Consider the following 12716-nt stretch of genomic DNA (forward strand, 5'->3'; position numbering starts at 1 on the left):
AATGGCAACAGTTTATGTGGATCGGGATAGTATTTCCCTCAAGACCCGTTCCAGAAGTGGCTGTTCGCCGCAGTACTTTATTATTTTGAAAAAGGAATTGCAGCGGCTGGAGGAGAAAAAGTATTTGATCACCAAAGATATCCATTCCTATGCAGAACTGCGGCTGTGTGATGCCGTAGGCGGTGCCAAAGTGCTAGAGTTTTCCTTCACATGGCTGAAGGATGCTGGCAGAGACAGCGTTTCCGGTTATACCGAGCGAATAAGACTGCCTTATGAGCCGTTCCGTTCATATGCGGCAGGTGAGGGAGAAACCGTTGATAGAACACGGTGGCGGCTGTTGTCCATTCCGGAACAGAACAGACCAACGCTGGAGTTTCACAGCCGGAAAAATCTCAAGGCTGTAGTGGAGAATCCTATCCTGCGGCACAAACTGGGGAAATTTCTGGATCAGCATTTTAACTGGTACAACTACGAACGCATCGTCCTGACAGATGATTACTTGCCTTACAGCTTCTTTTTTGAGGGCTACATGGTACAGGGCACAAAGACCTGTGGCGGAGTAATCCTGCATGGTGAAGAGAACATCCAAACGGCGAAATACGGGATACATACATAAAAACCTGTAGGAAGATTTTATACATAGTTAACACCGCCGCAATCGTATAGTTTGCGGCGGTGTTCTTGTTGTCCAACATGACATTGAAACTATTGTATGTATTCATATTTTTATTCTTGTGCTGAAAAGTAGGCTATCCTATAATTAAAAAGAAAAATATCTGATTAGGACATTTCTGTAACATTTTGTGTTTATCCTATCAGTATAGTTGAAAAATAAGGAAGGAAGTGAATGTCTTGAAGAAGATTCTAATTGTAGAGGACGATCAGCTTTTGAATCGGACATTGGCATACAATCTGACCTCTGATGGATATGAGGTCATTTCTGTTTTTAATTTTGACAGCGCGGTAAGAAAGCTGCGGGAAAATGAATTTGATGTGGCACTGTTGGATATTAACCTGCCCGATGGCAGCGGACTGGATCTGTGTGAAGAAATCCGGAATCGCGGTCAGCATACCTATATCATCTTTATCACAGCCAATGATAAGGAGAGCGATATGCTCAAGGGATATGAAGTCGGCGGCGCGGATTATGTGACTAAGCCCTTTTCTGTGACAGTGCTTTGTAAAAAAGTGGCGGCGGTTTTTGCAAATCTGGAGCTGCGGACACCTCGGCATGATCTGTTTGACGATGGCTTTCTGAAAATCGACTTCTCCGAACAAAGTGCGTCCCTTGCCGGAGAATCCCTGGACTTTACACCGAAGGAATACCGCACCCTGTTCCTGTTCGTAAAGAACCCCCGGATTATTCTGACCAAGCGGCAGATTTTAGAGAAGCTGTGGGACATTGATGGAGACTTTGTGGATGAGCATACTCTAACGACGATCATCAGCCGTATCCGCAAAAAAATCGAAACAGATGAGCGGAAATATATTAAGACAGCTTATGGAATGGGATACCAGTGGATCGGCGGTGAGCCACGATGAAGCTGCAAAATTTATCTGTCAGGGTATTTTTGAGAAAAATTGTGGCGGGGACTCTGCTCACTGCCGCTTTGCTGCTGTTGATTTTTTTCCTGTTGACGAAAGATGTGCGTGTTGTCATCTGCGGCATTATTTTGACAGCTGCATTTTACATTTGGGGCATGGTTTTTCTGCACTATTTTCAAAAGAAACTTTCTCTGTTCACCGATGGTTTGTGCCAGACATTGGATCACATGATGGACAGTACAGACCGGCCCCAGGTAGACTATGAAGCGGAAACACTGCTGTCTCGGATTAGCCATCGTCTGGAACGGCTCTATAATGTGATGCAGAAAACCAGACATACGGCAGAGGGAGAAAAGGAAGAACTGCAATCCCTAGTATCAGATATTTCCCACCAGACCAAAACCCCCATCGCAAATTTGAAGCTGATCAACGATACCATGCTGACACGGCCATTGACAGAAGAAAAGCGCAAGGAGTTTTTGCAGGCCACAGGCACGCAGCTGGATAAATTGGATTTTCTCATTCAGGGAATGGTGAAAACCTCCCGTTTGGAAACGGGTGTCATTACGCTGGAGAAACAGGATGCTGTGATCGGGGATACGCTGGTGAGCGCCATCAATGGTGTTTTGGCTCCGATGGAACAAAAAGAGATCAGCCTGTCGGTGGACTGCCCATCTGATTTGACAATATCCCATGACAGCCGCTGGACTTCCGAAGCATTGTTTAACATTCTGGATAATGCGGTAAAGTACACCTCTGCTGGTGGCAGCATTCAGGTGAGGGTACGGGATTGGGAGATGTATTTGAGGATAGATGTGACGGATACAGGCAGAGGCATCCCGGAGCATTCTCAGGGCACGATCTTCAAACGCTTCTATCGGGATGAAGCGGTGCATGATATAGATGGGGTCGGAATCGGCTTATACCTTGCCCGAGAGATCATTACCATGCAGGGGGGCTATATTACCGTCGAGTCTAAAGTTGGGGAAGGATCAACTTTTTCCGTGTTCCTGCCCATAAAATAATTCTGAGGCAGTCTGTTTTGGCAGGCTGCCTTTTTTGAAAAATTTTTAGAGGACAATGGATTTTAGGACAATTCTGCAACATTTGGGATTTATGCTGACAGCAACATCATGAATTTGGAGGTGGCCTTATGGAAATCACAAAGACATTACTCATCAATGCAGCTTGCTTGCTGATCCCGCCGGTTGTTGTTGTGCTGCTGCTCCGGCACTTCTTTCCAAGAAAAATTAGATGGTCGGCTGGTGTGGTGGCTCTGGTAGATCTGGTGATCTTCTGGACAGATATTTTTTATTATGAGAGCGTTTGGCTGACGCTGTTTTTTGTTGTAATTCAGTTAGCAATGGTTTTGCTTATATCTATCCGGCTTTATAAAAAAGACACACGAAAATGAATTGTCCTAAAATTGAAGCAATTCATTATGGATTTTCATACCCTTTAGGACAATTCTGCAACATTTGCCCTTTACCCTATACTCAACAAATTAAGAAAGGCAGGTAACTGTTATGAAAATTTTGCAGACAACTGATCTTAAAAAATACTACGGCACAGAGCCGAACATTACCCGCGCCCTGGATGGCGTGAACTTTTCTGTGGAGGAGGGCGAATTTGTGGCGGTGGTCGGCACTTCCGGCTCCGGTAAGTCCACCCTGCTTCACATGATGGGCGGTCTGGACACACCCACCTCCGGCAGCGTGATGGTGCGGGATAAGGAGCTGGCGAAGATGAACGACGAGCAGCTTACCATATTCCGTCGCCGCAATATCGGCTTTATTTTCCAGAACTACAATCTGGTGCCAATCCTAAATGTGTATGAAAACATCGTCCTGCCGGTGGAGCTGGATGGGGATACGGTGGATCAGAAATTCATGGCGGATGTGGTGTCCATGCTGGGACTGGAGGATAAGCTGAAGAATATGCCAAACAACCTCTCCGGTGGACAGCAGCAGCGTGTGGCAATCGCCCGCGCGCTGGTGTCAAAGCCCGCTATCGTCCTTGCCGATGAACCCACCGGAAACCTGGACAGCAGGACCAGCGCCGATGTGCTGGGGCTTTTGCAGAGAACAAGCCGTGAATTTAACCAGACGCTGGTGATGATCACACATAATGATGCCATTGCCCAGCTTGCAGACCGTATTGTACGGATCGAGGATGGCAAAATCGTTGGATAAAGGAGGTGGCAGACATGACATTGCCTTTTGAAAATGACACAGGGCCGGTTATTAAAAGACTGGCGGCAAGGAGTATTCAGACAGACAAGCGGCGCAACCTGTTTGTGATCGTAACGATCGCTCTGGCGGCTGCTTTGATGGCGGCGATTTTCTGCGCAGGAGCGGGAAATGACAGAAAACTGGAGGCGGATCTCCGGGGACAGTATCAGGCGGTTGTGGTGAATTGTGACCGTGATACGATTGAAAGACTGAAAGACTGCCCGGAAGTGGAACGCTGGGGTCTTTCCCAGAATTACGGTTCCGCCCGCTATGGTGACAGCGTTCTGACTGTGGAGTATGCGGATGCCAACTGGATGGAATTGGGGAAGAAACCTTCCTTTACCGGGACGCTTCCGCAGGCTGCCAATGAAATTCTGGTAGAACGGGCATTTCTTGATTATTTTGAAATCCCCGCAGAAGTCGGGCAGACCATAGAAGTGAATCTTGGAAACGGAAAGCAGACCTATACCGTCAGCGGTATCATGGATGTGGAGAATGACTCCCGTATGTTCCAGCTTTATGTATCTGAAGCATTTGTGGAGGAGATGGCGCAGGGAGAGCCGCTGTTTGAATTTCGGCTTCGTTATACCGGTGCTGATGATATGGAGCTGGAGCAGCTCAAGGCGGGTATTGCAGCATTCCTTTCTGCCAACGATGTCTCAGAGGATCAGATTTTTTACAGTTCCAACTATTTCGATATGCAGGGCTTTAAGTCCGGCGTGATGAAATATTACATTCCCGTGGCAATCCTTTTGCTGGTTGCCTGTGCCGTGGTCATTTACAGTATCTTTTTCATTTCCGTAAAGGGCAAAATGCGGGAATATGGACGCCTGAAAGTGATCGGCACAACACCAAAACAGATCCGGCGGATCGTGCGGCGGGAGGGATTGCTGTTATCTCTTTGCGGTATCCCGCTGGGGCTTTTGGTTGGAGGGGCTATCGGGTTTGCTATTTTCCCGGCACATTGGAGCTGGATGGGCAATCTGCCCTATCTGGCTGCGACCGCAGCAGCCTGCGCCCTGACGGTATTTCTGTCCATTCATGCGCCTGTCCGCATGGCGGCGAGGGTATCCCCCATCGAAGCGGTCCGCTCCAGTGGTTATGAAACGGCAACAGACCGGAAGGATCAGAAAAACCACCGCATTACGCCGTTCTCTATGGCACAGATGAACTTTAGGCGGAGCAGGAAAAAGACGGTCATCACCCTGGTATCTCTCGGGTTGACGGGTGTGTTTTTGGTAACAGCCGCTACGGTACTTAACTCCATCAGCCCCGAAAAGATGGCGATAGAAGCCATGGGAGATCACTGTAACTATGAGGTCAGCTGGATGGATTCGGGAGGCGCGGAAGGCTTGCCTGCCATCGCGCGGGAAAATCCACTGACAGAAGAACTTCGTCAGGAGCTTCTTGCCATAGATGGTGTGGAATCTATCACCAGCCATGAAGTAACATCCGCAACGGTGAAATTCCCCCAGGAAAGTGTTGCGTTAAAGTTCCCTGTATTTGACAGAGAGCAGATGGAACAATGGCTGCCAGAGGAAAATCTGGAACAAGGCAGCGCAGATTATGAGGAGCTTGCCGCAAACAACGGTGTGGTCGTGACTGATTCGGAAGATCATCTTTTAAGTATGTTTTATGGCTATACGCCTGCTGTTGGGGATGTGCTGACCTTTGAATCCATGGACGGTAAGGCCATAGAAGTAACGGTCATGGGGATTGCGAAACCGTCAGTGACATCGGGCACCGGCGCATGGGGCCTGTTTACCCTTACAGAAGAACTGGCCGATCAGCTCTACCCGGACATTGAGAACAGAGAGGCTGTTTGGAATGTCCATACATCGGAGGACTCGGATGCGCTCAGGGCGTCTATTTTCAGCCTGCTGGAAAATCCGGTGCTGACGGTCTTTTCCAGAGCAGACCATGCGGCATCCCTGGAATCGCAGCTAAAGATGATGACCCGCGGTGTTTATCTGCTGCTGGCATTCCTGTTTGTGTTCTCCATGGTAAATCTGGTCAACACCCTGATGACCAATCTGCTGGCAAGGCAGCAGGAGCTTGGGATTTTGCAGTCTGTGGGAATGACCGGAAAGCAGGTTTCCCGTATGCTGATCGCAGAATGCCTGTGGTACGCAGGGGTTACGGTATTTTTGTCGGTTGGCATTGGCGGAATCCTGGGCTGGATTTTTGACTATGTGATCAGCAGCTTTAATATTTTTGGGGAACTGTCCTATCAATTCCCTTTGATGGAAACGGTTGTTTTTGTTCTGGCACTTTTGGTCGTGACCGGAATCTTCTCTTTGGTTGCTGTCCGTTACTCTAAACGGCTTTCCCTTGTAGAGCGGATCAAGACCATGGACTAACCAGAGGCGGCGGCTTCCGATGTGAAGCCGCCGCTTTGCTGACAGCAGAAATATAAGACTTAAAGGAGATGATCAAAATGACAGTACCATTTGAAAATGATACAGGAAATATTGTCAGGAAACTGGCAAGAAAGAGTTTGAAAAGCGAAAAACGCCGGAATTTGATGGTGGTGATCGCCGTTGCGCTGGCATCCTGTCTGATCTGTTTTTCGATTGTGATGGCTTTGTCTACCCGGCAGATAGAGAAAAATCATGTGGAGGATACCTATGAGGCGGTCTATACCAGAATTACCGAAGAAGATGTGTCCACCCTGAAGGGGCTGGATGACTTCTCAAGGGTAGGAGAGTATTACATGCTGGCTGTGGAACCTACGGAGCAGGGATACAATGCCTCCTATATTTATTGTGATGAGGAAACGATGTATATTGCCCGTGACCAGATGAAGCTGCTGGAAGGCCGACTGCCCCAAAAGGAGGATGAGGTGGTGGTGAGCCGTTATTTCCTTTCCAACTATGGTGCAGACGCCGGGATTGGCGAAAAGGTTATGCTAAGCAGCGAGAGCTTTCACGGAGAATACACGGTGACTGGCATTATGGAAGGCTATAAGGAAAAAGAGGTAAATGGATCTTCCATCCTTCTTTCCAAAGAAGCCCTGAAAGGATGGAGCGGCTATGACCCCGCTGATTATCGTGCCTATGTGCATTTTAAGAATGAGCAGCAAATGGATGAAACAGAGCTGACTGCCCGCAGCCGGGAGATTGCCAAGGAATATCAGCTGGAAATGCCGATCATGAACCTCAGCTATATGAAGTTCTATAAGCAGCCTGTGAATGTCAGTATGCTGGCGCTGGTTGCCGGAATTGCAGTTCTGGTCATCATCGGAGGGTATGTTGTGATACAAAGTATCTTCCGAATTTCTATCAATGACAAAATCCAAAGTTATGGACAACTGCGGACTATCGGAACAACGCCAAAACAGATCCGCCGTATTGTCAAAAAAGAAGGCCGTTTCTTAGGATGGGCTGGCATTGGTATCGGTATTTTGCTGGGATGTGCAGCCGGGTTTGCGCTGTTTCCCCGTGGGTTTCATCTGCCATTTTATGTTGCTGCGATTGTTTTGACTGCACTGCTTGGCTGGTTTATGGTATCCATTGCGATCCGCAGACCGGTAAAGATTGCCGCCGGTATCTCCCCGATTGAAGCAGTCCGCTTTACCGGCAATCAGAGCGGAAAGACCCACACACATAAGAAGAATATGCGGTTAAATCCCCTCTCCATGGGAATTGCAAATTTCAGGCGTGACCGCAAAAAGACGATCAGTATCGTGGCTTCCCTGAGTCTGGGCGGGGTGATCCTTTTGGTGACAGCTTCTATTCTTTTGGTTCGTTCGCCGGAGCGGATCGCAAGACAGTATTTCCCGGATGGGGATTATAAAATCTATATCCATTCTGAAAAAACAGAATATGAGGTAATGTCAAAAGGAAATCCTTTGAATGAAGCGCTTCGGCAGGAAGTGCTGGCCGTAGACGGCGTAACAGATGTGATAGAGAATCGTCAGGCGGTTCATGTGCGGTTTGAAAATGAGGAGAGTTCTTCCGGCGGAATGTGTGATCTGTTGAGTGACCGAAACAGGGATCAGATGGAAGCGGCGCTTGTGTCCGGAACTTTACCTCAAGATTCCCATAGTATTGCACTCGATATGGAATATGCAGAAGATATGATCGGTGTAGATGTGGGGTCAGTTATAAAACTTACCATAGGGGATCAAGAGATTCCTGTCACTGTTTCCGGTCTGTTCATAAACGATGGGCTTAAAAATGGTCATGGTCCTCTGGCATTGGACAGCACCTGCATGGTTGCAACCGAAGAGCTGTTTCAGGAAGCAATGCCTATGATTGATTGTTTTGATTATTCCTGGAGCATTGTCAGCGATCCCCAAAAGGCGGAGCAGATTGAAAACAGTCTGAGTGCGATCATTTCTTCCAATCCGGATCTTGACTTGGATACCATTGGGATACATAAGGATTATGAGGAAATGGAAAACCGGGTCGTTTTTGGAGGGTTTCAGGCGCTGTCCTGGCTGGTATTTCTCTTTGGCGTGGTTAATCTCATCAACACCACCCTCTCCAATCAGATGTCCAGAAAGAGGGAAAACAGCGTCTTTCGTGCCATCGGTCTGACCAGAAAACAGCTCTGTCAAATGACCATCTATGAGGGAATTTGCTATGCGTTTTCTGCTGCGTTGGCAACCCTGGCAGTCGGCCTCCCGATTGCAGTGATATTTGCCCGAAAATTCAGCGAAATGACTTTCCATGTAGCAATGCCATATTCCTTCCCCTTCCTGCAAATGGGGCTGTTCGTTCTGGTACTGTTTGGCCTGGAGGTGATTCTGTCCTTCTGGACAATGCGCAGGCAGAAAAATCAATCGCTTGTGGAAGAAATGCGAGCGATGGAATAAGCATATAGGATCGGCGGGGCGGCGTGTGCTGCCCCGCTTTTTAAGTTTGCTGTTATATTTTGGATCGTTATTGACTTCTATTACGGTTAGTGATATATTTATTACAGTAACCGTAATAAGGAGGCAGGTGTTATGCGAGACAATGCGAAAGGCGGTGCGCTCACAGAGGTGACATTCTTTATTTTGCTCTCCCTTTATACCCCGAAACATGGATATGCTGTTATGCAATTTATTGAAGACAATACAAAAGGGCGGCTCACGCTGGGGGCAGGTACTTTATATGGTGCGTTGAACTCGTTGCAGGAAAAAGGCTGGATTGCACCTTTTGGAGATAGTGCGGGACGGAAAAAAGAATATCTCATTACAACGCAAGGAAAAGAAATTGCAGAAAAGGAGCTGATAAGGCTCAATGAACTTGTAGGCGTGGCTAATGGAATTATTGGAGGTGCGGTATGAGCAAAAAGTATTATCGTTTCTTTGGCGGTTTGTTGACTGCCCAGGAACATTGGCTGAATAAAATGTCTGAAAAGGGCTATCGTCTGATTCGGGCGGAAAAAATGTTGTATGAATTTGAGGAGTGTAAACCGGATCAGGTAAAATACTGCGTGGAGTTTATCGGGCAAAAATCGAAGGCCAACGCATCCGATTATCATGAGTTTTTAGAGGGGATGGGTTACAAAGTATTTTATAAAAACATCAACCTGAACTACTCTGTTGGTAAAGTACGCCTACGGCCATGGGCTGAAAAAGGCGGACGCATAGCAACAAATGCCACCACCTTTAATCGGGAACTGTTGATCGTAGAAAAAGATAATGACGGTAAGCCGTTTGAACTTCATACTTCTTATGAGGACAAGGAAAACTATTACAGAAATCTGCGTAATCCGTGGTTGCTGATATTGCTCATGTTCGCAATATTTGCGGTTGCAAAATGTTCGGTAGTTTTTGGTGTGCTTGCCCTGGTTTCTCTGATTCCTGTTCTCGTATATCAAACCCAGGTTATGCAGAACAAACGCGAAGGTAAGACAAAAGAATGGTGAGGTGTTTATATCATGAATGAACGAGAAAAAACAATCCGATTATGGTTTGATATGTGGCTCAATCAGCAGGATATGGGGATTGATGATATTTTTACAGAAGATGTGATCTATACAGAAAGCTGGAGTCCCCAGTATAACAACCGAAAAACAGTAAAGCATTGGTTTCAGGAATGGAATACCCGTGGCAAGGTGGTTATTTGGGAAATCAAGCAATTTTTTCATAAGGAAGATCAAACGATTGTGGAGTGGTATTTCAAAAATGAAATGAACAATGGAAGTATAGAGGAATTTGATGGAATATCGCTGGTTGAATGGACAGAGGATAATAAAATAAAGGCATTAAAAGAATTTGGGTGTAATCGCAATACCTATAATCCATACCAGGAAGGCGATACCCCTCAATTCAAAGCAGAAAAAGCGAATTGGTTTTGAATTGAGTGCTTATGGAGGTAAAATATAATGTATCGGACAGAATTAGTAGAAGGAATTACCGTGGAAAATGTAACAGAGAAAATCAATGCAAAAATAGAAGAAATGGAAAAGGAAAGCTATCGACTTGTTACGATGTCTTTTTGGGGAACCGAAAGAGCTGTACTGGTTTTCAAAAAAGGGTTAAAGGGTAGTTTGCTTTAACACATAGTTTGCTTTTGAACTGTCGTCTATGGTGCGTTGACAGACTGGTAATCTCGACTATTCGTTAAAGGACTTTATTGTGGACTGTTCGAGCAAGCCATTGGGCTTTGAGGTGACAAATATGAAAGTATTGGTTAGTGCCTGTATTATGGGAGAGAACTGTAAATATAATGGGAAAAACAACAAAAATTCAGCAGCTATCCATTTTTTAAAAGATAAAGAAGTGATTTCTATCTGCCCGGAAGTATTAGCAGGAATGGAAACTCCCAGACCCTGCGCAGAAATTGTGAATGGGAGAGTAGTTGATGAAAACGGAAATGATGTTAGTTTAGAATATAATAAGGCAGTGGCAGTTGCATTATCGAAAATTCAGAATGAAGAGATTGATTTAGTTATATTACAATCCAGAAGCCCTACCTGTGGTGTTAATCAGATATATGATGGTAGCTTCACTGGAAAGTTAGTTTCTGGAATGGGTTTGTTTGCAAAGGCATTAAAACAAAAAGGATATCATGTCATTGATGTTGAAGAAATATAAGTTTACCATTTTTCATTTGTTGAGGGATAAGGTTCCTAACGCATTAAGGCTGCATTTTTATATTCGCCTGATGCAAATGTCAATGGGAGCATGAGCGACTATATCATAGAATATTATTTTTTTCACGGAGGCTGATATGAAAGAAAAAATATTGATAATAGAAGATGATCCGTTGATACGGAATGAATTGAAAACGCTGCTGCAAAGCAATGGCTATGAAGCGGCGGCTCCGGAAGATTTTTCTGATGTGATTGATCGGATCAAAGCCGAACAGCCACACTTGATTTTACTGGACATCAAGCTACCGGGAACCAGTGGCTTTTCTCTCTGCACCGAGGTTCGCACATTTTCCGAGGTGCCGATTATTTTTGTGACAAGCTGCAACACGGATATGGACGAACTAAATAGCATCATGCTGGGTGGGGACGCTTTTATCACGAAGCCCTATAACACAGCGATCCTGCTTGCAAAAATCGCTTCCCTGCTGAAGAAAGCCTATCCCGCACAGCAACGGGAGCAGATCGTCTATGGAGATGCGGTGCTGCATCTGGAATCCAGTAGTTTGGACTATAATGGACAGAGCGTAGAACTTACCAAAAACGAATTGAAGATTCTCTATTACCTTTTCAAGAACGGAGGAAAAATCTGTTCTCGTGGAGATATGATTGAGTATTTGTGGGACAATCAGTTATATGTGGATGACAATGCTTTGAGCGTCAATATCAACCGCATCCGGGAAAAACTTGCGGGCATCGGCCTGACGGATTTTATCAAGACAAAGCACCGACAGGGGTACACGATATGAACAGCAGACGATATTGGAAAAACAGGCTGCCGTTTCTGCTGACGAACCTTGTTTGTATGGCTGCGCTCACTGTATTTCTGCTGGTGTGCGGCAATTCGGTTTCCGCAGTAGTATTGATCCTGATCGTATGGGCATTGATTTTGCTGACGGGACTTGTCCTCACTTACTGGAAACGAAAGCGGCAGATGCAAAAACTTCTGGATATGGCGGAGCAGCTCTCCGAGAGATACCTCATTTCCGAAGTGATGGAACTGCCGGAACAGGCCGAGGATCAGGTTTACTATCAGCTTTTGAAAATGGCTGGAAAATCCATGTTGGAGCAGATCGGGGAGGTCGAGCGGGAACGCCTGGAGTACAAGGAATACATTGAACAATGGATTCACGAAATCAAAACGCCCATTACTGCCATGAAACTTCTATGTGAAAACCATCGGATGGACTGGACAAAAGAACTTCTGCTGGAACTGGAAAAGACAAATCGCTTTACCGAACAGGCTCTTTATTATGCCCGCAGTGAGCATACAGAGAAAGATTATTCTGTCCGGGAAATGGCACTGTCCCAAGTGGTGCATCAGGCGATTGCAGATAATAAATATCTGCTGCTCCAAAGTGGTATGCGTCTGGAAGTGGAGGAAATGCAGGACACGGTTTATTCAGATGAAAAGTGGGTGCGCTTTATTCTGAACCAACTGATTGCCAATGCGGTCAAGTATCGTACGGAACAGCCGGTTCTCCGCATTTCTACTCATAAACGGCAGGATCAGGTTGTTCTTGTCGTGGAGGACAATGGAATCGGGATTGCTGCGTCCGATCTGCCCCGTATCTTTGAAAAGGGATTTACCGGTCAGAATGGTCGTATGGTCCAGCAGTCCACAGGCATTGGCCTGTACCTATGCAAACGGCTTTGTGAAAAGCTGGGCATTGGCATTACGGCGGAGTCGTCGGAACATGGCACAGCAATTTCCCTTTCTTTTCATATTAACTGTTTGATTCATGAAGTGCAGAGCTGAGAACCGTTCTGCACTTCTTACATTTTTGTTAGAACTTTGTAAGAAAACTTGATACAAACGAAGCCGCTCTTATTTTACAATAGAGATCAGAGGTG

At 46.1% G+C, this 12716-nt stretch carries 14 protein-coding genes; all 14 read left to right on the forward strand.

The genetic code is table 11. The features are described from left to right. The first annotated feature begins 1 nt into the window (after position 1). The 14 genes from DWY95_RS03615 (at position 2) to DWY95_RS03675 (ending at position 12621) form a co-directional block, all read left to right on the forward strand. The gene (locus DWY95_RS03615; protein WP_243022882.1) at positions 2-616 is read left to right on the forward strand and encodes a hypothetical protein; all 615 of its coding nucleotides are present in this window, start codon (positions 2-4) and stop codon (positions 614-616) included. A 236-nt stretch (positions 617-852) separates the two neighbouring features. After that, complete coding sequence (locus tag DWY95_RS03620) at positions 853-1542, forward strand: response regulator transcription factor (RefSeq protein WP_039959333.1); 690 nt, start codon at positions 853-855, stop codon at positions 1540-1542. Then, positions 1539-2570, forward strand: coding sequence for a HAMP domain-containing sensor histidine kinase (locus DWY95_RS03625; protein ID WP_118479222.1), 1032 nt, complete (start codon positions 1539-1541; stop codon positions 2568-2570). The genes DWY95_RS03620 and DWY95_RS03625 overlap by 4 nt, the downstream gene beginning before the upstream one ends. Positions 2571-2698: 128 nt before the next feature. After that, complete coding sequence (locus DWY95_RS03630; protein ID WP_080908638.1) at positions 2699-2959, forward strand: hypothetical protein; 261 nt, start codon at positions 2699-2701, stop codon at positions 2957-2959. A 112-nt stretch (positions 2960-3071) separates the two neighbouring features. Then, positions 3072-3737, forward strand: a complete 666-nt coding sequence (locus DWY95_RS03635) for an ABC transporter ATP-binding protein (protein ID WP_118024200.1) — start codon at positions 3072-3074, stop codon at positions 3735-3737. A 14-nt stretch (positions 3738-3751) separates the two neighbouring features. Next, positions 3752-6136 carry an ABC transporter permease gene (locus DWY95_RS03640; protein ID WP_118552398.1) on the forward strand — a complete coding sequence of 795 codons (2385 nt, stop codon included), beginning with the start codon at positions 3752-3754 and terminating at the stop codon, positions 6134-6136. A gap of 77 nt (positions 6137-6213) precedes the next feature. Then, positions 6214-8595, forward strand: a complete 2382-nt coding sequence (locus DWY95_RS03645) for an FtsX-like permease family protein (protein ID WP_118479224.1) — start codon at positions 6214-6216, stop codon at positions 8593-8595. A 132-nt stretch (positions 8596-8727) separates the two neighbouring features. Further along, positions 8728-9051 carry a PadR family transcriptional regulator gene (locus DWY95_RS03650; protein WP_002578897.1) on the forward strand — a complete coding sequence of 108 codons (324 nt, stop codon included), beginning with the start codon at positions 8728-8730 and terminating at the stop codon, positions 9049-9051. Beyond that, positions 9048-9635: a DUF2812 domain-containing protein gene (locus tag DWY95_RS03655; protein WP_002578898.1), complete on the forward strand. Its 588-nt coding sequence runs from the start codon at positions 9048-9050 to the stop codon at positions 9633-9635. The genes DWY95_RS03650 and DWY95_RS03655 overlap by 4 nt, the downstream gene beginning before the upstream one ends. 12 nt (positions 9636-9647) lie before the next feature. Then, positions 9648-10067, forward strand: a complete 420-nt coding sequence (locus DWY95_RS03660) for a nuclear transport factor 2 family protein (RefSeq protein WP_118479226.1) — start codon at positions 9648-9650, stop codon at positions 10065-10067. A 27-nt stretch (positions 10068-10094) separates the two neighbouring features. Next, complete coding sequence (locus DWY95_RS16955) at positions 10095-10268, forward strand: hypothetical protein (RefSeq protein WP_158575090.1); 174 nt, start codon at positions 10095-10097, stop codon at positions 10266-10268. A 121-nt stretch (positions 10269-10389) separates the two neighbouring features. Then, on the forward strand, positions 10390-10806 hold the full coding sequence (locus DWY95_RS03665) for a DUF523 domain-containing protein (RefSeq protein WP_077138745.1): 417 nt from the start codon (positions 10390-10392) through the stop codon (positions 10804-10806). Positions 10807-10942: 136 nt separating this feature from the next. Next, on the forward strand, positions 10943-11611 hold the full coding sequence (locus DWY95_RS03670; protein ID WP_118479228.1) for a response regulator transcription factor: 669 nt from the start codon (positions 10943-10945) through the stop codon (positions 11609-11611). After that, positions 11608-12621: a sensor histidine kinase gene (locus tag DWY95_RS03675; RefSeq protein ID WP_118479230.1), complete on the forward strand. Its 1014-nt coding sequence runs from the start codon at positions 11608-11610 to the stop codon at positions 12619-12621. The genes DWY95_RS03670 and DWY95_RS03675 overlap by 4 nt, the downstream gene beginning before the upstream one ends. Positions 12622-12716 lie beyond the last annotated feature (95 nt).

This window comes from Faecalibacterium sp. AF28-13AC (assembly GCF_003478405.1).
GTDB lineage: Bacteria > Bacillota > Clostridia > Oscillospirales > Ruminococcaceae > Faecalibacterium > Faecalibacterium prausnitzii_E.

Coding starts and splice junctions, on each gene's coding strand:
- DWY95_RS03615 (WP_243022882.1), top strand. CDS start 2: ATGGCAACAGTTTATGTGGATCGGGATAGTATTTCCCTCAAGACCCGT.
- DWY95_RS03625 (WP_118479222.1), top strand. CDS start 1,539: ATGAAGCTGCAAAATTTATCTGTCAGGGTATTTTTGAGAAAAATTGTG.
- DWY95_RS03630 (WP_080908638.1), top strand. CDS start 2,699: ATGGAAATCACAAAGACATTACTCATCAATGCAGCTTGCTTGCTGATC.
- DWY95_RS03635 (WP_118024200.1), top strand. CDS start 3,072: ATGAAAATTTTGCAGACAACTGATCTTAAAAAATACTACGGCACAGAG.
- DWY95_RS03640 (WP_118552398.1), top strand. CDS start 3,752: ATGACATTGCCTTTTGAAAATGACACAGGGCCGGTTATTAAAAGACTG.
- DWY95_RS03645 (WP_118479224.1), top strand. CDS start 6,214: ATGACAGTACCATTTGAAAATGATACAGGAAATATTGTCAGGAAACTG.
- DWY95_RS03650 (WP_002578897.1), top strand. CDS start 8,728: ATGCGAGACAATGCGAAAGGCGGTGCGCTCACAGAGGTGACATTCTTT.
- DWY95_RS03655 (WP_002578898.1), top strand. CDS start 9,048: ATGAGCAAAAAGTATTATCGTTTCTTTGGCGGTTTGTTGACTGCCCAG.
- DWY95_RS03660 (WP_118479226.1), top strand. CDS start 9,648: ATGAATGAACGAGAAAAAACAATCCGATTATGGTTTGATATGTGGCTC.
- DWY95_RS16955 (WP_158575090.1), top strand. CDS start 10,095: ATGTATCGGACAGAATTAGTAGAAGGAATTACCGTGGAAAATGTAACA.
- DWY95_RS03665 (WP_077138745.1), top strand. CDS start 10,390: ATGAAAGTATTGGTTAGTGCCTGTATTATGGGAGAGAACTGTAAATAT.
- DWY95_RS03670 (WP_118479228.1), top strand. CDS start 10,943: ATGAAAGAAAAAATATTGATAATAGAAGATGATCCGTTGATACGGAAT.
- DWY95_RS03675 (WP_118479230.1), top strand. CDS start 11,608: ATGAACAGCAGACGATATTGGAAAAACAGGCTGCCGTTTCTGCTGACG.